The organism is uncultured Microbacterium sp. (assembly GCF_900078385.1).
Taxonomy (GTDB): Bacteria; Actinomycetota; Actinomycetes; order Actinomycetales; family Microbacteriaceae; genus Microbacterium.
In genome coordinates this window covers 349,314-372,083 of record NZ_FLQR01000001.1, presented here as the reverse complement: position 1 = coordinate 372,083, position 22,770 = coordinate 349,314, and the positions used below count along the sequence as shown (strand labels likewise).

General features: G+C 70.7%; 22 protein-coding genes and 1 pseudogene. 9 read left to right on the top strand and 14 right to left on the bottom strand.

The genetic code is table 11. The annotated features are described in order from the left end of the window. Positions 1 to 3: 3 nt before the first annotated feature. Both QZL85_RS01805 and QZL85_RS01800 read right to left on the bottom strand, forming a co-directional pair. Positions 4 to 1,998 (bottom strand): ABC transporter ATP-binding protein, encoded by a 1,995-nt coding sequence (locus QZL85_RS01805; protein WP_295573916.1) that lies wholly within the window; start codon positions 1,996 to 1,998, stop codon positions 4 to 6. Between the two features lie 28 nt (positions 1,999 to 2,026). Further along, on the bottom strand, positions 2,027 to 2,668 hold the full coding sequence (locus tag QZL85_RS01800; RefSeq protein ID WP_295572874.1) for a DUF1345 domain-containing protein: 642 nt from the start codon (positions 2,666 to 2,668) through the stop codon (positions 2,027 to 2,029). A gap of 119 nt (positions 2,669 to 2,787) precedes the next feature. Here QZL85_RS01800 and QZL85_RS01795 point away from each other — a divergent pair, with 119 nt between their 5' ends. Beyond that, a complete protein-coding gene (locus QZL85_RS01795) occupies positions 2,788 to 4,302 on the top strand; it encodes a DHA2 family efflux MFS transporter permease subunit (protein WP_295572872.1) in 1,515 nt (504 codons plus the stop codon). 64 nt (positions 4,303 to 4,366) lie between these two features. Beyond that, positions 4,367 to 4,945, top strand: a complete 579-nt coding sequence (locus tag QZL85_RS01790; RefSeq protein WP_295572870.1) for a carboxymuconolactone decarboxylase family protein — start codon at positions 4,367 to 4,369, stop codon at positions 4,943 to 4,945. A gap of 296 nt (positions 4,946 to 5,241) precedes the next feature. Here QZL85_RS01790 and QZL85_RS01785 read toward each other — a convergent pair whose 3' ends face one another. The 4 genes from QZL85_RS01785 to QZL85_RS01770 are packed head-to-tail and all read right to left on the bottom strand — an operon-like array spanning position 5,242 to position 8,264. After that, a complete protein-coding gene (locus tag QZL85_RS01785) occupies positions 5,242 to 5,919 on the bottom strand; it encodes a DNA-formamidopyrimidine glycosylase family protein (RefSeq protein WP_295572867.1) in 678 nt (225 codons plus the stop codon). A 4-nt stretch (positions 5,920 to 5,923) separates the two neighbouring features. Further along, entirely contained in the window at positions 5,924 to 6,901 is a 978-nt protein-coding gene (locus QZL85_RS01780; protein WP_295572865.1) for a cation diffusion facilitator family transporter, read from the bottom strand. Beyond that, positions 6,898 to 7,362, bottom strand: a complete 465-nt coding sequence (locus QZL85_RS01775) for a hypothetical protein (protein ID WP_295572863.1) — start codon at positions 7,360 to 7,362, stop codon at positions 6,898 to 6,900. The genes QZL85_RS01780 and QZL85_RS01775 overlap by 4 nt, the downstream gene beginning before the upstream one ends. Before the next feature lie 5 nt (positions 7,363 to 7,367). Then, on the bottom strand, positions 7,368 to 8,264 hold the full coding sequence (locus QZL85_RS01770) for an SDR family oxidoreductase (protein ID WP_295572861.1): 897 nt from the start codon (positions 8,262 to 8,264) through the stop codon (positions 7,368 to 7,370). A gap of 141 nt (positions 8,265 to 8,405) precedes the next feature. Between QZL85_RS01770 and QZL85_RS01765 the strand changes: the two genes are divergently transcribed. After that, a complete protein-coding gene (locus tag QZL85_RS01765; protein ID WP_295572859.1) occupies positions 8,406 to 8,606 on the top strand; it encodes a hypothetical protein in 201 nt (66 codons plus the stop codon). 57 nt (positions 8,607 to 8,663) lie between these two features. Here QZL85_RS01765 and QZL85_RS01760 read toward each other — a convergent pair whose 3' ends face one another. Genes QZL85_RS01760 through QZL85_RS01750 form a run of 3 tightly spaced genes read right to left on the bottom strand, consistent with a single transcriptional unit; the run spans position 8,664 to position 12,206 of the window. After that, positions 8,664 to 10,370 carry a long-chain-fatty-acid--CoA ligase gene (locus tag QZL85_RS01760; protein WP_295572857.1) on the bottom strand — a complete coding sequence of 569 codons (1,707 nt, stop codon included), beginning with the start codon at positions 10,368 to 10,370 and terminating at the stop codon, positions 8,664 to 8,666. A 31-nt stretch (positions 10,371 to 10,401) separates the two neighbouring features. Then, positions 10,402 to 10,881 carry a GNAT family N-acetyltransferase gene (locus QZL85_RS01755; RefSeq protein WP_295573914.1) on the bottom strand — a complete coding sequence of 160 codons (480 nt, stop codon included), beginning with the start codon at positions 10,879 to 10,881 and terminating at the stop codon, positions 10,402 to 10,404. Between the two features lie 14 nt (positions 10,882 to 10,895). Then, complete coding sequence (locus tag QZL85_RS01750; RefSeq protein ID WP_295572855.1) at positions 10,896 to 12,206, bottom strand: FAD-dependent oxidoreductase; 1,311 nt, start codon at positions 12,204 to 12,206, stop codon at positions 10,896 to 10,898. Positions 12,207 to 12,292: 86 nt separating this feature from the next. Here QZL85_RS01750 and QZL85_RS01745 point away from each other — a divergent pair, with 86 nt between their 5' ends. Genes QZL85_RS01745 through QZL85_RS01735 form a run of 3 tightly spaced genes read left to right on the top strand, consistent with a single transcriptional unit; the run spans position 12,293 to position 14,202 of the window. Beyond that, positions 12,293 to 12,643: a metalloregulator ArsR/SmtB family transcription factor gene (locus tag QZL85_RS01745; RefSeq protein WP_295572851.1), complete on the top strand. Its 351-nt coding sequence runs from the start codon at positions 12,293 to 12,295 to the stop codon at positions 12,641 to 12,643. A 32-nt stretch (positions 12,644 to 12,675) separates the two neighbouring features. Continuing rightward, positions 12,676 to 13,809 carry an NAD(P)/FAD-dependent oxidoreductase gene (locus QZL85_RS01740; RefSeq protein ID WP_295572848.1) on the top strand — a complete coding sequence of 378 codons (1,134 nt, stop codon included), beginning with the start codon at positions 12,676 to 12,678 and terminating at the stop codon, positions 13,807 to 13,809. A 45-nt stretch (positions 13,810 to 13,854) separates the two neighbouring features. Beyond that, a complete protein-coding gene (locus QZL85_RS01735; protein WP_295572845.1) occupies positions 13,855 to 14,202 on the top strand; it encodes a LysR family transcriptional regulator in 348 nt (115 codons plus the stop codon). A gap of 4 nt (positions 14,203 to 14,206) precedes the next feature. On the opposite strand, the gene QZL85_RS01730 is transcribed toward QZL85_RS01735, so the two are convergent. Next, positions 14,207 to 15,868: an ABC-F family ATP-binding cassette domain-containing protein gene (locus QZL85_RS01730; protein ID WP_295572842.1), complete on the bottom strand. Its 1,662-nt coding sequence runs from the start codon at positions 15,866 to 15,868 to the stop codon at positions 14,207 to 14,209. Between the two features lie 41 nt (positions 15,869 to 15,909). Here QZL85_RS01730 and QZL85_RS01725 point away from each other — a divergent pair, with 41 nt between their 5' ends. Together QZL85_RS01725 and QZL85_RS01720 are read left to right on the top strand one after the other, a co-directional pair. After that, positions 15,910 to 16,242 carry a hypothetical protein gene (locus QZL85_RS01725; RefSeq protein ID WP_295572840.1) on the top strand — a complete coding sequence of 111 codons (333 nt, stop codon included), beginning with the start codon at positions 15,910 to 15,912 and terminating at the stop codon, positions 16,240 to 16,242. Between the two features lie 72 nt (positions 16,243 to 16,314). After that, positions 16,315 to 17,526: an NAD(P)/FAD-dependent oxidoreductase gene (locus tag QZL85_RS01720; RefSeq protein ID WP_295572836.1), complete on the top strand. Its 1,212-nt coding sequence runs from the start codon at positions 16,315 to 16,317 to the stop codon at positions 17,524 to 17,526. Here the strand turns inward: QZL85_RS01720 and QZL85_RS01715 are convergent. Both QZL85_RS01715 and QZL85_RS01710 read right to left on the bottom strand, forming a co-directional pair. Next, on the bottom strand, positions 17,523 to 17,921 hold the full coding sequence (locus QZL85_RS01715; RefSeq protein WP_295572834.1) for an MmcQ/YjbR family DNA-binding protein: 399 nt from the start codon (positions 17,919 to 17,921) through the stop codon (positions 17,523 to 17,525). The two genes, QZL85_RS01720 and QZL85_RS01715, sit on opposite strands and share 4 nt — an antisense overlap. A gap of 246 nt (positions 17,922 to 18,167) precedes the next feature. Further along, positions 18,168 to 18,743 carry a hypothetical protein gene (locus QZL85_RS01710; protein ID WP_295572831.1) on the bottom strand — a complete coding sequence of 192 codons (576 nt, stop codon included), beginning with the start codon at positions 18,741 to 18,743 and terminating at the stop codon, positions 18,168 to 18,170. Positions 18,744 to 18,894: 151 nt separating this feature from the next. Between QZL85_RS01710 and QZL85_RS01705 the strand changes: the two genes are divergently transcribed. Next, positions 18,895 to 19,074, top strand: coding sequence for a helix-turn-helix domain-containing protein (locus tag QZL85_RS01705; protein ID WP_295572828.1), 180 nt, complete (start codon positions 18,895 to 18,897; stop codon positions 19,072 to 19,074). A 252-nt stretch (positions 19,075 to 19,326) separates the two neighbouring features. On the opposite strand, the pseudogene QZL85_RS01695 reads toward QZL85_RS01705, so the two are convergent. Both QZL85_RS01695 and QZL85_RS01690 read right to left on the bottom strand, forming a co-directional pair. After that, positions 19,327 to 19,573 (bottom strand): annotated as a pseudogene (locus QZL85_RS01695) (ribbon-helix-helix protein, CopG family). A gap of 9 nt (positions 19,574 to 19,582) precedes the next feature. Continuing rightward, positions 19,583 to 22,348, bottom strand: coding sequence for an AAA family ATPase (locus QZL85_RS01690; RefSeq protein ID WP_295572825.1), 2,766 nt, complete (start codon positions 22,346 to 22,348; stop codon positions 19,583 to 19,585). Between the last annotated feature and the right edge of the window lie 422 nt (positions 22,349 to 22,770).

The following is a 22,770-nucleotide window of genomic DNA, read 5'->3' as shown; positions in this document are numbered from 1 at the left end:
GGCTCAGCTGAGGTCGGGCCAGACCCGCTCGGGGAGCGGCGCCGTGACGAGGCGGACGGCCGCTGCCCCCGCGCCGTCGTCGGGCGCCTTGTCGGCGCGGCGCTCGGGGTGCGGCGGCGGGATCACCGTCTCCTCGTAGCCCTCGATGCGCGACGCCGCCATCTGCTGCGCGGCGAGTTCGGCGTACAGGCCGCCGCGCTCGAGGAGCTCCGTGTGGGTGCCGGACTCGACGATCTCACCGGCCTCGATGACGTGGATGACGTCGGCGCCGATGACGGTCGACAGCCGGTGCGCGATCGAGAGGGTCGTCCGCCCGCGCGAGGCCTCCTCGAGCGCATCCTGCACGACGCGCTCCGAGACGGTGTCCAGGGCGGAGGTCGCCTCGTCCAGGAGCAGGACGGGCGGATCCTTCAGCAGCACGCGCGCGATCGCGATGCGCTGCTTCTCCCCGCCGGAGAGGCGGTAGCCGCGCTCCCCCACGACGGTGTCGTAGCCGTGCTCGAACCCCACGATGATGTGGTGGATGTTCGCCGCCGTGCAGGCCGCCTCCAGCTCCGCATCGGTCGCGTCGGGCTTGGCGTAGCGGAGGTTCTCGCGGATCGTCGCGTGGAAGAGGTAGGTCTCCTGCGACACGATGCCGATGTGGTCGATGATCGACTCCTGCGTCAGCGCGCGCACATCGGCGCCGGCGAAGAGCACGGCGCCGTCCGAGGCCTCGTAGAGGCGTGGGGCGAGGTAGAGGATCGTGGTCTTCCCCGCTCCCGACGGCCCCACGAATGCGACGTGCTGGCCGGGCTCGGCCGTGAAGGAGACGCCGCCGAGCGTCGGGCGGGCCTCCGGCGCGGCATCCGGATACCGGAACACCACGTCGCGGAACTCGAGCCGGCCGACGGGACCCGGGGCCGCGGCGACCGTCATGGCTCCCGGGCGGTCCTGGATCGCGGGCGTGAGGTCGAGGTACTCGAAGATGCGGGCGAAGAGCGCGGCGGAGGTCTGCAGGTCCAGCGCGACGCGCATGAGCCCCATGAGGGGCATGAGGAGGCGCGCCTGCACGGTCGTGAACGCGACGACCGTGCCGGCCGTGATCGCGCCCTCGCCGCCGACGATGAGGTAGCCCGCGACGAGGTAGATGATCGCCGGGACAGACGCCATGAGCACCTGCACGACGGCGAAGAAGCCCTGGCCGCTCATCGCGCGCCGCACCTGGAGGACGACCTGGTTGCCGTTCTCCTCCTGATAGCGCGCCGACTCCGCCCGTTGCCGGTTGAAGGCCTTCGACAGCAGGATGCCGGAGACACTCAGCGTCTCCTGCGTGATGGAGGTGAGCTCGGACAGCGACTCCTGCGTCTGCCCGGCGATGCGGGCGCGCACCTGTCCGACGCGCCGCTGCACGACGATGAGGAACGGCATGAGGATGACGGCGATGATCGTGAGCCGCCAGTCGATGATGATCATCGCCACGAGGGCCGCCGCGACCGTGACGACGTTGCCGAGGATGCTCGTGACGGTGTTCGTGAGCACGCCCGACACACCGCCCACGTCGTTCTGCAGGCGGGACTGGATGACGCCCGTCTTCGTGCGCGTGAAGAAGCCGAGCTCCATCGACTGGAGGTGCTCGAAGAGGCGCACGCGCAGATCGCCCGTGACGCGGTTGCCGACCGTCGAGGTGAACCACGTCTGCGCGACGCCGAGTGCGGCGGAGAGCAGGAACAGCCCGATCATGCCGAGGACCAGGCGGATGAGGAGCCCGAGATCGGGCCCGGATCCGTCGACGGGGAAGAGCGCGTCGTCGAAGACGCGCTGCACGATGAGCGGCGGAATGACCGCGAGCGCCGCGCCGACGATGACGAGGACGCCGGTGACGGCGATGCGCCCGAGGTAGGGGCGGAAGAGCGCGACGACCCGTTTGCCGAGGTCGGGCACCTGCGGCGCGTCGGCGTTGAGCTTCTTCTGCGCGGCCTCGTCCACCCCGCGGAACCCGCCGCGACCGCCTGCCATGCTCATCCGGTCAGCCTAGGCGACGGGGTCAGCGCAGGCTCGTGACGAGGTTGATCACGGTCGCGAGGATGACGGCGCCGAAGAGGTAGGCCAGCAGCGTCTGGGCGACGACGATGCGGCGGATGCCGTTGGTGCGGACGCTCGTGTCGGCGACCTGATAGGTCATCCCGAGACCGACGGAGAAGTACGCGAAGTCGGAGTAGACGGGATCCTCCGCCTGATTGAAGTCGATGCCCCCCAGGGGTGGCGTGTAGTAGACGTGCGCATAGCGCAGCAGGTAGTCCACCTGGATGAGCGCCCACGACGCCGCGACCGCGACCACCGCCACACCGGAGAGCACGAACGCCCGCACGGGATGCGCGGAGCCGGTCTGCAGCAGCACGATCACCACGGCGCCGAGGCTCGCGAACCCGCCGACCAGCACGACGAGCCGCGCGACGGGGCGCCCGGGGTCCTCCGAGGTCGCATGCGCGCGCGTGCGCGCGGCATCCATGGGCCAGATGAGGACCAGCACCCAGACCACGTCGACGAGCGCCAGGACCGACCAGCCCGCGAGCAGCGCGCCCGCCCAGCCGAGGAACGGGATGAGCGCTGCGGCTGCCGCGACGCCGGCGGCGAGCGCGATGAGGCCGCGGACGAGCGCCGGGGAACGACGTGCCGAAGTGGCCATGACGGAATCGTGGCACCCGATCCGGGAATGCGACGTCCGACCCGGCGGTTATGTTGAGAACCCGTGCCGGCTCTCGGACGCGACCCGCTCACTTTCCACCGCCCCAGCTGGGAGACCCTATGGCGATCGAAACCCCGGTGACGACGGACACCGTCCGCGCATCCCACGGCGTGCTGAGCCCCGAAGAGGGACGCGTCGTCTGGCTGCTCCTCGCGGCCGCGTTCGTCGCGATCCTCAACGAGACGACGATGGGGGTCGCGATCCCGCACCTCATCGGCGACCTCGGCATCACCGCCGTCGCGGCGCAGTGGCTGACGACGGCCTTCATGCTGACGATGGCCGTCGTCATCCCGATCACCGGCTTCCTGCTGCGCCGCTTCACGACGCGGCAGGTCTTCATCACCGCGATGAGCCTGTTCTCGCTGGGCACGCTCACGGCGCTCCTCGCGCCCGGGTTCGAGGTGCTCCTGGTCGCCCGCGTCGTGCAGGCCTCCGGCACCGCGATCATGATGCCGCTCCTCATGACCACGCTCATGACGATCGTGCCGCCGCACTCCCGCGGACGGATGATGGGGCGCGTCTCCATCGTCATGTCGCTCGCACCCGCGATCGGGCCGACGATGTCCGGCGCCCTGCTCGACACGCTCAACTGGCGCTGGATCTTCGGGATCGTGCTGCCGATCGCGCTCGTCGCGCTCGCGATGGGGGCGCGCTGGATCCACAACCTCGGCGAGACGACGCGGGCGCCCATCGATGTGCTGTCGATCATCCTGTCCGCCTTCGGCTTCGGCGGGCTCGTCTACGGGCTGAGCCAGATCGGCGGCGCGCCGGCGCACGGCGGCACGGTCGCGGAAGAGGCGGCGGCGCAGAGCCTGTCCACGGTCTCGCTCATCGTGTCGCTGAGCATCGGGGTGATCGCCCTGGGCCTGTTCGTGTGGCGCCAGCTTCTGCTGCAGCGCGTGGACGACGCGCTGCTCGACCTCCGCGTCTTCCGCAGCGGCAACTTCTCCCTGTCGATCGCCCAGATGGCGCTGCTGTCGATGGCCTTCTTCGGCACCATCACGGTGCTGCCGCTGTACATGCAGAGCGTCCTCGGCATCTCTCCGCTCGAGACGGGACTCGCCGTCCTCCCGGGCTTCCTGCTCATGGGCATCGCGGGTCCGTTCATCGGGCGCGTCTACGACGCCAAGGGCACGCGCGTCCTGCTCGTGCCGGGATCGATCATCGCGATCTCGATGCTGTGGGTGTTCACGACGTTCGACGAGACGACGACGCTGTGGTCGATCATCCCGGCCCAGACCGCCCTCTCGCTCGGACTCGCGCTGTCGTTCACGCCGCTGTTCACGGCGTCGCTGGGCTCGCTCACGCCCAAGTTCTACGGGTACGGCTCGGCGATCCTCGGGACCGCACAGCAGGTGGCGGGCGCTGCGGGCATCGCCGTCATGGTGACCGTCATGGCGGGCGTCACGGCCGCGCAGCGCGACGCGGGTGTCTCCGAGCAGGTCGCCGGCGCCGCCGGTGCGCACGCCGCCTTCCTGCTCTCCGCGTGCATCGCCCTGCCGCTGCTCGTGGGGGCGTTCCTCATCCGCAAGCCCGCCGACGACCTCGAGGGCGCTGCACCCGCGATCCACTGACGATGCCTCGACGCGGCCCGGTCGCGGTGGCATCCTGAATGCCACGGGTCGGGAGGGGCACCCCATGATCATCACGACACCGGCGCCGGAGAGCGCCGAAGGTCACGTCGCCGCGATGTACGCCGGCGACATCGAGACCGACGGCTTCGTGTATGCGCACCGCCGGGCGATGGCCGTGAACCCGGAGGCCCATGCGGCGTTCGAGGACCTCATCCACGCGATCGTGCCCTCGATCGGCGCGCGCACGTACGAGCTCGTGACGCTCGCGGCGGCGGGTGCCATCGGGTCGGCACACTGCCTCCTCGCGCATGGGCGGCACGCGCTGCGGACCGGGGTCATCGACGAGGAGGAGCTCGTCCGGCTGGCGCGCGACCCCGACGACGCGGGGCTCTCGCCCGCGGATCTGGCCGTCATGCACTACGCCGCGCGGCTGTCGACGGACGCCGGTGAGATGACGGATGCCGACAGTCAGGCGCTCCGGGACGTCGGGTTCACCGATCGGCAGATCGTCGACATCACCCTCGCGGCCGCGGCCCGCAACTACTTCAGCCGGGCGCTGCTCGCGCTGTCGGTCGACGTCGACGACGTACCCGGGCTCACCGGGCGGGTGACGGACGCGCTGCTGTCGCCGCTGACCCGCTGACGCGGGCCGTCACGCGGTCGGCGTCAGCTGCAGCAGCCGCCGCCGCAGCAGGAGGCGCCCTCTTCGGCGACCGTCAGGAGGTTCTTCTCGTCCGGCACGGGCTGCAGTGTCGGCGTCGGGAGGTTCGAAGTGGCCATACCTCGATGCTACCCGCCGATCCGGTCACCCGGCCGCTTCGCACGTCGGGCAGTACTGCCAGGACGCCGCGGCGTCGTGGTCGAGGATCGTGTCGCCGCAGACGGGACAGGCCTCGCCGGCGCGGCCGTGCACGCGCATCGCGGCGACCTTCGCCTCCTTCAGCCGGTGCGGGGGGATGCCGCGCCGCGCGGCGACGGCATCCCGGAGCGTCGTCGTGACGGCGAGGACAGGCGCTCCCGCTCGTCGGCGTCGAGGGCCGAGCCGTGCCCGAGGGGTGAGAGCTTCGCGGCGTGCAGGATCTCGTCGGAGTACGCGTTGCCGATCCCGGCGAGCGTCTCCTGCTCCTGCAGCAGGGCTTTCAGCTGCTTGCGGCGCCCCGTGACGGCGCGGTCGAGGGCGGCGCGGTCGAATGCCTCGTCGAGCGGGTCGGGGCCGAGCTTCGCGAGCGCCGCCACCTCGAGCGGGTCGTCGACGACGGACAGCCCGAGCGAGAGCCAGTCGCCCGCGTCGGTGAGCTCCAGCAGGGCACCGTGCGGGGCACCGTGCAGCGGGATCCGCGCGATGACGGGCGCGCCGTCCGGCGCGGCCTCGCCGTCCCACCGCGCCCACCCGGCCCGGCCGAAGCTGATCACGAGGTGCGCCGCGTCGGTCTGGAGGTCGAGGTGCTTCCCGAACCGTCGGATGCCGGTGATCGTCGCGCCGTCGAGTTCGGCGAGCGGCCGGTCGCGGGTCTTCAGCGCGCGGAACTCGTCGAGGTCGACCGTCTCGATGCGCCGCGACACGGCGTGCTCGGCGAGGAACTCGGCGAGCGCCTGGACCTCCGGCGACTCCGGCATGCCGTCATCCTGCCACGCGGGTCCGACGTTCGGTCTCGTCCGGGAGATCCGTCACCGGGATGACGACGATGTCCTGCATCTTCCAGTCCATCTCGCTGATCGCGTGGCGGGCGGCCTCCAGCTGAGCGACGGTCACCTTCCTGCGGTGCGGGACGACGAAGGCCTCGACGTGGAAGACCTGGCCCATGTCGCGCATCCGCACTCCGGCCTCCTCGATCCAGGGCTGGGCTTCCAGCGCGTCGACGATGCGGCCGATGAGGGGCTGCGTGTCCGCGTCGTCGTGCGTGCGCGCGCGCTGGTCGATGAGGTCGAGGATCGCGGACCGCGCGTTCTTGTACCCGTCCCACACGATCCCGGCGGAGATGAACAGCGCCGCCCCGCCGTCGAGCCACCACCAGCCCATCCCGATGCCGAGGACGCCGACGATCGAGGCGACCGTGGTCGTCCAGTCCGCCTTCGCCATGCCGGCATCCGCGAACAGGACCTTGTTGTGCAGGGTCGGCGCGAGCTTGGCCTTCGCGTTCCCGTAGAAGAACGGACCGACGACGATGAGGCTCATCACGGCGATCATGAACCATCCCAGCCAGATCGTCTGACCGAAGACCCGCACCGTGCCGATGGCGGGATGCTCGCCGCGGAGCAGCCCGAGGAGCGATTCGACGGCGAGGCTGCCGCCGATCGCGAGCAGGGCGACGCCCGCGACGAGATGACCGACGCCCATCGCGCGGTGCAGGCCGTACGGGAACGCGCGGGTGGGCTTCCGGCGGATCAGGAGGAGCGCGACGAGGAAAGAGATCTGCGGGATCAGGGAGAGCATGTCCTCGATCCAGGCGGTCTTCATCGCCTGCGAGCCGCCGACGACGAAGGCGATCATCACGATCGTGACGACCGTGTAGCCGATCGTGAACCACTCCCAGCGGACCGCCGAGCGGAGGGCCGCCTGCTGCTCGGCGGGGAGGTCCGTCCGCCCCATGCTCTTCATCGCGCGAGCTCCTCGTCGAGGTAGCGCTCGAGCGCGGACTGGGTCGCGTTCTCCCCCATCGGGAGGAGGAAGACCACCGGGGTGTCCTCGGCACCAGGGATGCCGGTGAACCCCCGCGTGACGGACACGCGGTCGCTCCACGGCGTCCGATCGGTCATGCCGCCGACGGCGAGGTCGAGTGCGCCGGATTCGAGGCCGTCGACGAGGGACTCCTCGCTCTCCACCTCCCACGTCACCTCGGCGCCGCGCGTGCGCGCGAACCCCTCGACGAGGTCGACGAGGGGCCCAGCGACGTCCTCGCCCGTGACCCGGAGGAGCTCGCCGCTGGGCGAGGCGCCCGCACGGAGCGTCCGATCCGCGTCGATGCGCTCGAGCGTCCCGTCGGGGTCGACGGGGATCCCGCATCCGGTCAGGGCGAGCGCCGCGGAGACGATCGCGAGAACGCGCAGCGCACGGGGCACGGCGGTTACAGCCCCTTCCCGCCGGTGACGGGCAGGACGGCGCCGGAGACGTACGACGCGTCCTCGGACGCCAGGTACACGTATGCGCCGGCGAGTTCTGCCGGCTGGCCGGGTCGCCCGAGGGGCGTGTCCTTCCCGAAGGTCGCGATGCGCTCGGCGTCCCATCCGGTGGCCGGGATGAGCGGGGTCCAGATCGGGCCCGGCGCCACGGCATTGACGCGGATGCCCTTGTCCCCGAGCTGCTGGGCGAGCGCCTTCACGAAGGCGACCTGGGCGGCCTTCGTCATGGCGTAGTCGATGAGGCCGGGCGACGGGTCGAAGGCCTGGATCGAGGACGTGACGATGATCGAGGCACCCGGCTCGAGGTGCGGGACGGCGGCGCGCGCCGTGAAGATCATGCCGTACAGGTTGGTGCGGAAGACACGGTCGAACTCCGCCGTCTCGAGCGTCTCGAGGCTCTCCCGGTCCTTCTGGTACGCGGCGTTGAGGACGACGACGTCGAGGCCGCCGAACGCGTCCACGGTGTCGGTCACGATCCGCGTCGCGAACGACTCGTCCTGGATGTCGCCGGCGAGCGCCAGTGCGCGCCGGCCCTCCGCCTGCACGAGGGCGATCGTGGCCGCGGCATCCTCCTCCTCTTCGGGCAGGTGGACGATCGCGACATCGGCGCCCTCGCGGGCGAAGGCGATGGCGACGGCGCGGCCGATGCCCGAGTCGCCGCCCGTGACGAGCGCGCGACGACCCACCAGACGACCCGCTCCCCGATAGCTCGTCTCGCCGTGGTCGGGTTCGGGCATGGTCTCGTCGGTGAGGCCGGGCTGCTCCTGCTCCTGCGCGGGGAAGCCGCCCTCGGGGTGCTTCGTGCGGGGGTCCTGCGGGGTGTCACCCGTGGCGGTGGTCATGGCGCTCCTGTCGTTCTCGATGGCGTGCGTGGCCACGCTAGGAGGCGGAGCCTCGTCCGCGAAGGGGGTTGACGGGACGCTGTCAAGCCCTCGCTCTGCACGGTGGGTGCGCTTACGCTCGGGGCACCGAGAAGGGATGGCATGATGCATCACGACAACGAGCAGGACCACGCGCACGACCTCGAGAACGCGTCGGACGAGGAGAACACGACGGCCGAGCCGAAGGCCGACGGCCTGGGCGAGGACGGGACGATCCCCGCCGACCCGGACGGCGTCGCCGCGGGCCACACGGGCGTCACGTCCACGTTCGAGCCGGAGGAGGACGAGGACGCGCCCGCCTGACGCACACCTGGGGAACGAACCCGCGCTCGTCGACGATCTCCGCGCGCTCCGCGCGGTCTAGGTCGCCTGCGCCTGGACCATCCGGTCGCGCACCTCGCGGCGCAGCACCTTGCCGATGAGCGAGCGCGGCAGATCGTCCATCGCCACGATGCGGCGCGGGACCTTGTAGGCGGCCAGGCGCGTACGGCAGTAGTCGCGCAGCCCCTCGACGTCGAGGACGGCACCCTCGCGGAGGACGACCGCGGCGGCGACCTCCTCGCCTCCGCTCGTCCGCGGGAGCGCGACGACGGCGGCGGCCGTGATATCCGGATGGGACTCGAGGGTCGCCTCGACCTCGCTCGGCGACACGTTGAACCCGCCCGTGATGATGAGTTCCTTCAGCCGGTCGACGATGGTCACGAATCCGTCCGGCGACACCGAGGCGATGTCGCCCGTGCGCAGCCAGCCCCCGTCGAGCAGCGCTGCGGTGGTCTCCTCCTCGCGCTGCCAATACCCCTGGAACACCTGCGGACCGCGGATCAGCAGCTCGCCGGCCTCTCCCATCGGCCGGTCGACCGCGGGGTTCTCCGGGTCGACGACGCGGATCTCCGTGCTCGGGAACGGCACCCCGACGGTACCGGGCCGGCGCGACGGCCCCATGGGGTTGCCGACGGCCACCGGCGAGGTCTCCGTCATGCCGTACCCCTCGACGAGGAGTCCCCCCGTCGCCTCCTCCCACCGCGTGACGGTCGAGACCGGCAGGCTCATCGCACCCGAGATCGCGAAGCGGACACCGGACAAGTCGATCCGGCCGCGGGAGGCGGCGCGCGCGAGCTGGTCGTAGATCGGCGGCACGGCCGGCAGGAACGTGGGCGGGCTCGTCCGCGCAGCGTCGATCATGAGGTCGAGGTCGAACTTCGGGAAGAGGACCAGCTTGGCGCCGATGCTCATCGCGAAGGTGAGGCACAGCGTCATCCCGTACGCGTGGAACAGCGGCAGCACGGCGTAGAACGTCTCCGCGCCGTCGATCAGACCCGGCACCCACGCGCGCCCCTGCATCGCGTTCGCCCGCAGGTTCGCGTGCGTGAGGATCGCGCCCTTCGGCATGCCCGTCGTCCCGCTCGTGTACTGCAGCACCGCGATGTCCGACAGCACAGGACCGCGCACGCGGCGGGACAGTCGGCGATGGTCGACGAGCGCGCTCCACACGTGCAGGTGCTTCGCGCGCGGGCGCGCCGTCAGCTGCGCGCGCGCGGTCCGCGCCTTCGGCACCGGCAGCCGCAGCGCGAGGCGCTTGCCGAGCGGCAGAGCCGTCGTGATGTCGACGCTGACGATGTGCGCCGGTCGCACGTCGTCCGGGAACGCCGCGACGACATCCGCCGTCTTGTCCCACACGATGGCGTGGCGCGCACCGTGGTCCTCGAACTGGTGGCGGAGCTCGCGCGCCGTGTAGAGCGGATTGTGCTCCACGACGATCGCGCCCAGGCGCAGGACGGCATAGAACGCGACGACATGCTGCGGGCAGTTCGGCAGCACGATCGCCACGCGATCGCCCTTCACCACCCCGAGACGGCGGAGCCCCTCCGCGGCGCGCTCGATCTGCTCGCCGAGACGCGCGTAGGTCGTCGTGGCGCCGAAGTACTCCAATGCCGTCCGCTTCCCGTAGGCGCTCGCGCTCAGCGCGATCATCTCGGAAAGGGTCTCGGACGGCTCGTCGATGTCGGCGGGCACACCGTCGGCGTACGCGGTGAGCCACGGGCGATCGGCGTAGGGATTGCGGGGCATGCCCCTATCATCCTCCTGAACGGCGTGGCGCTCAGGCGCTGCGACGCTCGATGAGGAGGGTGTCGCGCCACGTCCCGGCATGCGGGCCGCGCGCGGAGCGGGCGATCCGCTCGCGCCTGCCCACGACGCGGAACCCGGCTGCTTCGTGCAGCCGCAGACTCGCCGCGTTCTCCGGGAAGACGCTCGACTGGATCGTCCACGCGCCCGCCGCCTCGGCCGCCTCCACGAACGCCGCCAGCAGCAGTCGCCCGATCCCCCGGCCGCGGGCGGCGCGGTCGACGTACACGGAGTGCTCGATCACGCCGCGATAGACCTCACGCGAAGAGACCCGCGACGCGGCCGCCCAGCCGAGCACCGCACCGTCATCGTCCACGGCGACGAGGCGCGGCACCTGGAGCCGGCCCGCATCGAACTCGGCCCGGGTCGGCGGGTCCGTCTCGAACGTCGCCTCGCCGTCCTCGATCCCTTGGCGGTAGATCTCCTCGACGCGATCCCAGTCCTCGGGCGTCATCGCCCGCACGCGCGTCACGAGCAGCAGCCACCCGCCTGATCGGTGGAGCACACGCCGGTCGCGGGCAGGGTCAGCTGCACCGTGGATGCCGCGGCGCTGTCGCCGGCGAGCCACGCGACGACGGAGCGCACCTGCTCGTATCCGGTGGCCAGCAGGAACGTCGGCGCGCGGCCGTAGGACTTCATCCCGACGATGAAGAACCCGCGCTCCGGATGTGTCAGCTCACGGAATCCGTGCGGCTCGACCGTGCCGCACGAGTGCACGTTCGGATCGATGAGCGGCGCGAGACGCCGCGGCGCCTCGACGATGTCATCGAGCTCGAGCCGGATCTCGCGGAGCATGTCGAGGTCGGGACGGAACCCCGTCGCGTTCACGACCACGTCGGTCTCGTGCTGGGTGAGCTCGCCGCCCCGGCTTCCGATCAGCTCGACGGCGTCGCCGGCCCGCGCGGCGCGGAGGATCTCGAATCCGTCGAGCACGGTGATCTCGCCCCGGGCGATGGCCTGATCGACGCGGCTGCCGAGGTGGGCGCGGCCGACGAGCTCGTCATCCGGCGACGACGACACCCGCACCGCCTGCGCGTTGCGGATGAGCCACGTCACGGTGGTCCTCGGCTCGTCCCGCGCCAGCTTCACGAGCGCCAGCAGCGTGTTGGCGGCGGAGTGACCGGCGCCGACGACCGTGACGCGGCGGCCCGCGAACAGCGCCCGATCGCGACCGAGCACGTCGGGCAGCGCCGGCGTGACGCGGTCGGCGATGGCGCCCATGCCCAGGAGGTCGAGTCCGTTCGAGGAGAGCGGGTTGGGCGACGTGTACGTGCCGGACGCGTCGATGACGGTGCGCGCCGTCGCCTCGGTGATCTCCCCCGACTTCTCGCGCAGACGGAGGACGAACGGCGTCGCCGCGCGGGCGCGCGTGCGGGTGCGGTCCATGCCCTCGCGAGCGACGGCGACGACCTCGACGCCGGTCCGGACGCGTTGCTGGATCTCGTCCACCTGCGCGAGCGGCGTGAGGTAGAGCTCGACGAGCTCCGACCCGGTCGGTGCCCGCTCCGGCGATGGCAGCTGCCAGCCCCGCGCCTCGAGGAGACGACGGGATGCCGGATCCACGAGGTGCTTCCACGGCGAGAACAGCCGCGTGTGCCCCCAGGAGCGCATGCTCGTCGCGATGCCGTCGCCGGCCTCGTAGACGACGAAGTCGATCCCCCGTTCGAGGAGGTTCGCGGCGGCGGCGAGGCCGATTGGCCCGGCGCCGATGATGGCGACGGGCAGCGTCGCGAGCCGATCGCCGGTCGCGACGCGGGGCGTGAGGTCGAGCAGTGTCATGAGGGCTCCCGAGGGATATCGATGGTGTTCGATGTTCAGTTGTACCCGGGGTATCGACGGTTGTCAATATCGACTATGATCGATGTATGGCAACCCTCGAACTGACGGACATCACCGCCGCGACGTGCTGCGCTCCGCTGCTGCGGGAGCCCCTGTCGGCAGACGAGGCCGAGACGCTCGCGAAGACCATGAAGGCCCTCGCCGACCCCGCGCGCCTGCGCCTCCTGTCGATCGTCGCCGCGTCGAAGGACGCCGAGGCGTGCGTGTGCGACCTCATCGAGCCGCTGGGCCTCAGCCAGCCGACCGTCTCGCATCACCTCAAGATCCTGACGACCGCGGGGTTCCTCACACGTAGCAAGCGCGGCACCTGGGCATACTTCGCGCTCGTCCCGGGCGCCATCGACCGCGTCGCGCACGTGCTCTCGACGCCCGCCTGATCCGACCGGTAGCGTCTGGTCCCGGAGGCCGCATGCACACCGAGGTGCTCGTCGTCGGGGCCGGGGCCGCGGGACTCGCGGTCGCCGCGTGTCTGAAGCGCAACGGGGTCCCGTCGCTGATCGTCGATCGCGGCGCGGCCGTCGGCGACACGTGGGCATCGAGGTACGAACGACTCCACCTGCACACCCCGCGCGTGCAGTCGGCTCTGCCGGGGCTGCGGATGCCGCGCCGTTTCGGCAGGTGGGTCGGCAAGGCCGACATGGCACGGTACCTCCGCGGATACGCGCGACGGCACGGGCTCGAGCCGACGTTCCACACCGACGTGCTCCGCCTCGACCGCGACGGCGCCCACTGGGTGGTGACCACGGATGCCGGCACCCTGACAGCGCGTCAGGTCATCGTCGCGACGGGCTACAGCAACACGCCCGTCGTGCCGGACTGGCCCGGCAGGGCGAGCTTTCCGGGACCCATCATCCACGCGTCGGCCTACCGCACGGCAGCGCCCTACGCCGGCCGCGCCGTGATCGTCGTGGGAGCGGGGAACACGGGCGCCGAGATCGCCGCCGACCTCGCCGAGAACGGCGCGGCGGAGGTGCGCTTGGCGGTGCGTACCCCACCCAACATCATCCCCCGCCGGGTGGGACCCATCCCCACGACGCTGCTCGCCATCCCGATGGACGTTCTGCCCGCCTGGCTCGTCGACCCGATGAACCGGCTGCTGCAACGGGCCCTGCTCGGAGACCTCACCCGCTACGGGATGCCGCGCGCCCGCGCCGGCGTCGTCGCGCAGGCTCGCGCGACCGGCCTGACGCCCACCATCGATGTCGGCCTGGTCGCTGCCCTGCGCAGTCGCCGCGTGGTCCCGGTGGCATCCCTGGAGCGGTTCGAGGGCACGGATGCCGTGCTGGGCGACGGGAGCCGATTCGCGGCGGATGCGGTGATCGCCGCCACCGGCTACACGACCGGTCTGACGAGCGTCGCCGGGCATCTCGGGGTTCTCGATCGGCGCGGGAGGCCTCTCGTGCGGGGCCGGAAGGTGCTGCCCGAGGCACCCGGTCTGAGATTCATCGGGCTCACCAACCCGCTGAAAGGGCAGCTCTTCCAGATCCGCCTCGACGCCCGCGCGGTCGCGCGATCGGTGGCCCGCGAGCAGCGCCTATCCTGATCCTGGCGGCATCGCCGAACGGATCCGTGCGACGAAAGGCTCCCCGTGAACATCACCGCGCTCACCAGGTTCGTCGCGGCCGCCGAGGAGCTCCACTTCCCGCGCGCGGCGCAGGCCCTCGACATCCCCCTGCCCGCGCTCTACTCGTCGATCGAGAAGCTCGAGGCCGAGGTCGGCCACGCGCTCTTCACGCGCGACGGCGCCACGCCGCGGCTGACTCCGGCCGGGACGCTCCTCCTCGTCGAGGCGAAGGAGCGGATCGCCGCGGAGCCGGCCCCCGATCGCACACCGACCGCGCCCGCCGGCGGCAAGGCCAAGGCGTCGAAGGGCAAGGGGCGCGCACCGGTCGTCAAAGGCCAGCCGAAGCCGTACAAGAAGCGCCAGGGGCGCTGACCGCCTAGAGCTCGGCGACCCGCCCCGCGTCGACCCGCCAGTGGCGGTCGGTGCGCACGGTCTCCAGCATCCGCCGATCGTGGGTCACGAGCAGCAGCGTCCCCTCGTAGGTCTCGAGCGCCTCCTCGAGCTGCTCGATCGCGGGGAGGTCGAGGTGGTTCGTCGGCTCGTCGAGCACGAGGAGGTTGACCCCGCGCGCCTGCAGCAGGGCGAGGCCCGCCCGCGTCCGCTCCCCCGGTGACAGCTCGTCGAGCGGCCTCGTCACGTGGTCGGCCTTGAGACCGAACTTGGCGAGGAGCGTGCGCACCTCGCCGGACGGCATCTCGGGCACGGCCGCCTCGAACGCGTCGGCGAGCGGGCGGGTGCCGGCCAGCAGGGTGCGGGCCTGGTCGATCTCCCCGATCTGCACGCTCGCCCCGAGACTCGCGGTCCCCTCGTCGGGAGCCTGCCGGCCGAGGAGGGCGCGCAGCAGCGTCGACTTCCCGGCACCGTTGGGTCCCGTGATGCCGATGCGCTCCCCCGCGTTCACCTGCAGCGAGACGGGCCCGAGCGTGAACGCGCCCTGCCGGAGCACGGCACCGCTCAGCGTCGAGACCACGGAGCTCGAGCGGGGTGCGGAGCCGATCGTGAACTGGAGCTGCCACTCCTTGCGCGGCTCCTCCACCTCGTCCAGGCGGGCGATGCGGCTCTCCATCTGGCGCACCTTCTGCGCCTGCTTCTCGCTGGACTCCGTCGCCGCCTTGCGCCGGATCTTGTCGTTGTCCGGCGACTTCTTCATGGCGTTGCGCACGCCCTGACTCGACCACTCGCGCTGCACCCGGGCCCGGGCGACGAGGTCGGCCTTCTTGTCGGCGAACTCGTCGTACTTCTCCCGGGCGTGCCGGCGGAGCGTCGCGCGCTCCTCCAGGTAGGCGTCGTAGCCGCCGCCGAATACGCGGTTCGACCCCTGCGCGAGGTCGAGTTCGAGGACGCGGGTGACGCTGCGCGCGAGGAACTCGCGGTCGTGGCTGACGAGCACGACCCCGCCGCGGAGTCCGCGGACGAAGGATTCGAGGCGCTCGAGCCCGTCGAGGTCGAGGTCGTTGGTGGGCTCATCGAGGAGCACGATGTCGAACCGGGAGAGGAGCAGCGCGGCAAGACCCACGCGCGCCGCCTGGCCGCCGGAGAGGGAGGTCATCAGCGCATCGGCCGGGTCGTCGCCGAGATCCAGCCCGAGATCGGCGAGCACGACAGGCACGCGCTCGTCGAGGTCGGCGGCCCCGCTCGCGAGCCAGCGGTCGAGCGCCGCCGAGTAGACGTCGGCAGGGTCGACGCCGCCCGCCGCCGGCGACGGATCGCCGAGGGCCGCGGCCGCGGCATCCATGTCGGTCGTCGCGTCGGCGCAGCCCGTGCGGCGGGCGATGTAGGCGGCGACCGTCTCGCCGACGACGCGCTCGTGCTCCTGCGGCAGCCAGCCGACGAAGGCGTCCGCCGGCGCGAGGGTCACGCTGCCGGCCTGCGGCTCGTCGATGCCGCCGAGGAGGCGCAGCAGTGTGGACTTGCCGGCGCCGTTCGCGCCCACGACCCCGACGACGTCTCCGGGGGCGACCGTGAGGTCGAGGCCGTCGAAGAGGGTGCGGTGACCGTACCCGCCGGCCAGGCTCTGGGCCACGAGTGTTGCGGTCATCCCTCCATCCTTCCACCGGGCGGGTCGCGCTACGGTCAAGGGTGCCCTCCACCGAATCCCGACGCATCGAGCTGACCCTGCGTCGTCCGTGGTTCGCGCTGTATGCCCGCATCCGGCCGACCCTCGTCGTCGGCGGGCGCGGTCAGCCGACGCAGTGGGGGCACGGGACCTGGCAGGTCCCGGCCGACGAGCCCGTCGCGTTCGCGGTCTACCTCTTCAACCGCGTCTGGCGCTTCGGCCAGGCGGAGGTCACGCTCGCGCCGGGTGACGCACCGAACCTCGTCTACCGGGCGCCGGCGCTCCCGTTCGGCCCGGGGCGCATCAGAGTCGATGTCGACGCGCGGACGCGGGGCGGTGGGATCGGACCGCGATAGTCGGGCGACGCATGCGTGACGACGCCTGTCAAGGCCACACCGCCCGGGCCGCGGTCGACCTACGCTCGCCGGATGGATGATCCTCGGAACGCGCCCGCCCGCCGTGCGAACGTCGTCGTGATCGGGGGCGGGAACGGCGGCCTGTCGGTGGCGGGGCGGCTGCGCCGCGCCGGCGTCACCGACATCGTCGTCGTCGAGCCGCAGACCGACCACTACTACAAGCCCCTGTTCTCGCACGTCGCCGGCGGCACGGCCCGGGCGAGCCAGACGGTGCGTCCGCAAGCGGACGTCACGCCGCGGGGCGTGGAATGGGTGCAGGATGCCGTCGCCTCCGTCCAGCCGGACGCCGACCAGGTGACCCTCGGCCGTGGCAAACGCCTGCAGTACGAGCACCTCATCGTGGCCGCCGGCATCCGTCAGGACTGGGATGCCGTCCCCGGACTACCCGCGGCGATGCTCTCCCCTGCGGGGGCGTCGAACTACCTCTTCGACCTCGCGGCGAAGGCGTCGCCGCTCCTGCGGGATCTCCGCCGCGGGACGGTCGTCTTCGTGCAGCCGCCCGGGCCGGCCTCGTGCGCGGGGGCCGCGCAGAAGCCCATGTACCAGGCGTGCGCGTACTGGCAGCGCGCGGGGGTGCTCGCCGACATCCGCGTGGTCCTGCTCGTGCCGGACCCGACGATCTTCGGCATCCCCGCGATCGATGCGGAGCTGGACCGCATGATCGCGGAGTACGGCATCGAGGTGCACACGGACGCGCGTGTGACGGAGATCGACGCCGAGCGTCGCTCGCTCATCTTCACCACGGGGACGACGGGTCACGCGCAGAGCCTCGACTACGACGCGCTGCTCGTCGAGCCGCCGCAGTCCGCTCCGCCCTTCATCGCGGCGAGTGGTCTGGCGGGCCCGGATTCCGCCGGTTTCGTCGACGTCGATGTCCGGACCCTGCGGCATGCCCGATTCCGGAACGTGTGGGCACTCGGAGACGCGGCGGCGACGACCAACTCGAAGTCCGGGGGCGCTCTGCGCACGCAGACGAAGGTGCTCGCGCAGAATCTCGTCGCGGTGCTGCGCGGCCGCGAGCCTCGGGCGCGGTACGACGGCTACGGGGTCTGCCCGTTCACCGTCTCGCGCTCCACGGCGGTGTTCGCCGAGTTCGACGACGAGCGACGTCTGACACCGACCCTGTGGCGCACGTCGTACCGCGAGAGCCGGCTGAACTGGATCATCGACCGCTACGTCTTCCCGCAGGTCTACTGGCACCTGATCCTGCAGGGCCGGGCCTAGCCCGGGGCGCGGCCCGCGCTGTCGAACGCGGCGCGCAGGTACTTCGGCGCCTGCGACCACCACGCCTCCGTGACGAGTTCGTCGAGGTGCTCCGCGTCGATGTCCGCCATGCGGAACGCGATCTTCGGCTCGCCCCACCCCGTCGTCCGGGGCAGGAACACGTCCGGCGCCATTTCGCGCAGTGCGAGCGCGTCGAGCGCGTCGGCGACCTTCACCCCGACCACGAGCTCGGCGGCGATGATCGCCCGGACCTCGTCCGGGATGCTCGGCCACGGGTGGCACTCCCACGCGTAGAGCTTGCCGCGCACGAACCATGCGGCCCCGCCGGTCGTCGTGCGCTCCTCGCTGCCCGGGAGCGCGGCCGCGATGCGTCGCACATCGTCGAGGGTCGGCATCCCGCCAGCGTAGGACCGGGCGCCGACAGTCAGCGGCGGCTCAGACGTTGAAGCGGAACAAAGATCTCAGAAACATCGACCCTCAATCCACAACAATTAGCCTGATCAGATGGCTATTACGACGACATCTGCATGCACCCAAATACGGATGAATGCAGATTTCTTGCGGACTTCCTGCGGACTAGACTAGCGGAAATCGGACATCGCGGGCATGGGTGTCACCAGAATACGCCGTTCGAGATGTCGTCAGATTCCGATCGAGGGCCCGGACGAGTGTGGCCCTGCGCCGAGGCCAGCCTCCCGTTCGCGGAGTTGCTGCTCGCGGAGGTCCGTCACGACGTCGCGACTCGTCGCCTCATCCACGAGGCCGGCCACGCGCGCGCGGTTCATCATGCGTGTGGCAGTGCTGACGCTGACGCCGAGCTCCTCGGAAACGAGCTTGAGTGGGCCGTGGTTGATGACCGAACCGATCCGGTACAGCCGGACCGCCTCGTGCAGGTTCTCCTCCTCACTGCGGTCCGTCTCGCTGCGGAGACGCGCGATGTATGCCCCGTAGCCTTCGGAATCGCCATGGTCCGTCTGGACACGAAGGACTCGCGCCGTCGACCACTGCACGACGGCCTGTACCCGCACGTCACGCAGAAGGGTGGTGGTCACCTCTTCTCCGGGACCGGTGCGGTCGATGCGGACCCATTCCGCAACCGCCCGCCGCAGGGTGGGGTCGTAGACGACGCGGGCGCTCACGCCTCCGGGGACGCCGGGAATCCCGGTCGCGACCGCGACCCACGCCTTCGGCACTCGCACGCCGTCACCGGCATCCACGATTTCGGCGTCGACGTCTTGCAGAGACAGTGCGGGCATCCTGCGAGTGTCGCAGGCTGCGTTCCCGTGAGCAAGTGATGACACGCGACATGCACGGGTGTAGTGTGCGTGAGCAAGTGACGACATATGTCATGCACGGAAGGAGGAGGAGATGAATACCTCACCGAAGTCGCTTGCCCTGACGATGAAGGATGCGGCCGCGCTGGTCGGCGTGGACTACCGCACGATCAAGCAGGGTATCGACACCGGCACCATCCCGACGGTGCAACTCGGGGCCAGACGGCTCATCCCCCGGGCCGAGCTGTTGCGCGTCTTCGGCATCCGCATCTGATTGGACGAGCGATCGGCCTACGGGAGCAGGTCGAGCAGGTGCGACCTCGCTCGCATCGCCTCGATGACCAGCTCGTTCCCGCTGTCGAACACAAGGACAACGGTCTCGAGAAGCCGCCCTCGCGTGTCGAAGCCGAGACGTAGCTGACGAGCGGCGAGTCCTCGTCCAGGTCCTCGATCCACAGCGACCGGGATGCGGCGTACTTCACATCTACTGCGGCGATGCCGGGCTTGAGTGCCGAGGCATGGACTTTCACGCAGCGTAGGCGGCGAGAGCGGCGCGGATGATTTCGGAGCGCGGCTTGTGCGCACGCGAGGCCAGCGCGTCCAGCTCGGTCAACTCCTCGATCGTGAGGCGCAGCGCGACCACCTGCGAAGGCTCCGCCGCCCCGCCCTGGGCGCCCTCGCCCGCGCTTCGTGAGCGCATCGACGTCATACCCGGCCTCAGCCTCATCTGCCCACACCTGAATCTGCTCTTCGGTGACTGGCACCCCGTTGATGGTCTCGCGTTACGCCGGCGAGACCCCAGTCGAAGTGGTGCTCCGGCCACGACCGACGACTGCGGCGCCGCCCGTCGGCGCGGTTGACGTACCGCTTGCGGCGAACCGTGCGGCGCGGCGTAGCTCGGACTCGGCCGCCCGCACTGCGTCCTGCATCGTGATCTCGGTGCCGCCACGGAGCATCGCGTCCGCAATGTACTCCAGCGCGCGCTGGTCGGTGCGAGCGACGGTGATCACCGTGTTGTGGTGCCGGCCTCGAGTGAGGCCGACGTAGAGACCTGCCGCGCCGATGTCCGGGCCAACGATGGACGCGTCAGTGGTGTCGCCCTGGATGCCATGCACGGTCGACGCGTACGCCAGCTGCACGTGTTCCGCAGCATACTTCGTGCTCACCTGCCGCAGCTCACCGCTGCTGCCGACGGCGGCGAGGATGAGCGCGTCACCGGTGATGGACACGACGTTCCACGTAGCTCGGTTCTCGACTCCCGTGGCGCGGTCGTTGCGACGGGTCTGAACGGTATCGCCGACGAGTATCCACTGCTCCCCCATGCCCCACGCGGCCGTGCTCGGGTCGAGCTGCCCCGCTTCGATACGACGCAGCTGGATCAAATGGTTGATCACATCCGCCTCCGCATTCGTCCCGGTTACGACGGCGACCCGACTCCCGTGGGCGCGCCACGCGAAGTACCCGTCGATCATCGCCTCACGCGCGGCGTCGTGATGGTCTACTCGGTGCACGTGGCCGAACGCGACGAGGTCCGCCGCAGCCCGGAGCGCGCCTTCCCTGTCGCGAACATCCCGGATGCGGAGCGTGAGGGCGGCGTAGTCGGGGTCACGGAACCGGTGCACCGTGTCGAGTTCGATCGCTGCGGTCGCGTACCGGATCGCCGAGGCCATCGCTCCCGCATGCCCGACCGGCGACGCCTGGCAGGGATCACCCACCATCGCCACACCAACCCGCTGCTCGAGCGCGAGGTCCGCGAGGGCGTTCGCGGTCTGCAGATCGACCATCCCCGCCTCGTCGACCACGACCCGGTCCCCCGGCCGAAGCGGGAACTGGCTCGGTCCGGAGTGGACGCGGCCAGTCGCCCGGTCGATCTCGCCGACGGCCAGGCGTGACCAGATCTGCGCTCCGACGGCATCGGTGCGCCACCGGTAGCCATGGTCGGCGAGGAGCGCATGCACGCTCGTCGCGCGGGACCCGATCTCCCGGGCCGCAACGGATGCCGCCTTGCGAGTCGGCGCGACCACCAGCATCTGCCGCCCCCGCGCGGCGAGCGCCCGCTGCGCCAGCCGCAGCATCGTCGTCTTGCCGGTGCCGGCCGGCCCCGTCACCGTGACGAGCCCGTGCGATCCGGCGATCGCCGCCGACGCGGCGATCTGCGACCGGTCGAGCGCGGCGACCTCCCGCCGGTCCCGCATGAGGTCCATCAGCTCTGCCGGTAGCAGCGATCGCCCAGGGTGCGCCAGAGCCTCGAGCATCCCACCCAAGCGAATCTTCTCCCGCATGGTCGCCGACGCCATCCGCCCTTTGACATGGCCCGCGACATCCCCTTGCACCAAAGCGACCGTCAGCGCCCGCGCGCGATCAGTGATCATGTCTATCGGAGAGTCAAAGCCGTGACGTTCGCCGACGATCCCGGACCGCGCGAGTGCACGCACGGCACCGGCGCGCAGATCGAACAGGCTGAAGCGCCCGCCGGAGGAGACCGATCGGCGATCCGCATCCACAACCGCCATCTGCGCCAGAAGCTCCATGTCGAGGTCGGCAAGAACGGTTGGTGTGAGGCTGACCGGGGGGCGCCGCTCGAGGAGTGTCGGGTCGATGGCGCTGAGTTCGGTCCGCACCGCGTGTTCCCAGGCGTCCTCGTCGAGCTCAGCGGGTTTGTTCGGTCGGGATACTGCCCACGCCCGGCGATCGATCTGCGCGAGGCCCTCTGCGCTCGGCGCACCACCATGCTCTGCCGCCCATTTCGCGATCAGCCGCGCACGGTTCGCGTCGATCTGCGCTGACCGCCGCGATAGCGGACGCACCGCCGCCGCCAACTGTCGTATCTCCCCCGCTTCGTCGATCGTGAATCCGTGGCGGGCGAGCGCGGCCACCCATGCGCGGTCGGTGCGGGCAGCGAGTTCCCCTTCCGCGTTGATCACGGTGTTTAATTTCATGGCGACCCGTGAGTCGATGTTCGACCACTTCCCGTCCCTTCCCCGCACCTTCACGTTCAGCCAGAGGTGCCGGTGAATATGCGGATCCAGCGCGCGCGACCGGCGGTGCTGCAACTCGACCACTTCGATCCGGGTGAGGTCCTCTCGGATCAGTCCGCCGTGACCGCGGCGTGCGTTGAGCTCTGCCTGCCAGGTCAGCAGGATCTGGTCCCGCAGGCGGTCCTGCAAGGCCTCGAATTCCTGCGCCAGATCCGAATGCAGCAGCGCGGCGATGCTGTACGACTTCGGGTGGTTGATGGTCCCGTCGAGGAGAAGATCGGCATCGGGACTCAGCCGCTGTCGTCCACGCTCCTCTCCCGTGATCGGGTCGTGGCCGGTGATCCACACTCGCAGCGCGGGGGCGGTGAGTTGATCAGAGGTGATGACCCCGTCGGTGACAATGAAGCGAGAGACTGTCGAGCCGGGCGCCTCGCTATACCTTTCCAGGGCATTAATGCCCGTCGTAAGCGGCAGGCGCGAATCGCAGGTGCCCTCGAGCGCATAGGCGATCGCGTTGCGGACACCGCGAGATTCGACGCCTCGCTTCCACCGCTCAAGCCCTCCGCGCATGACCTCAAGCTAGGGACAGATTTGGCGCTTATCCAGGTATTTTTCCTAGATGCACGCAACTGTAGCTCGATGCTGTCGGTTGATGGTCGGGCGGGCGCCGCCACCTCGGGTGCCTGCGTGCATCGCTGTTTTCGTTGCGCGGTGGTGGCTCGCAATTTCATCGGCGCTGTCGCCCCTTCCGTCGCTCGGATGTGGGGCGACCCGCGTGCATGTCATTGAGCGGGCTATTCGCGCGCTTTGGTTCGAGCCCGTTGCGACGTGCGCCCACCGAGCGCCGAGCGCACGAGCAAGGACCCTCAACTTGTGTCGTTCACGGCGGCGCAGCGCGCGCCACCCACCGAGGGCGAACCGGCGCCCGCCGTCGACCGCGGTCTCGAAGGCCGAGTTGCCGCCGCGGAGCGGTGCGCCGATGCGCTCCGACA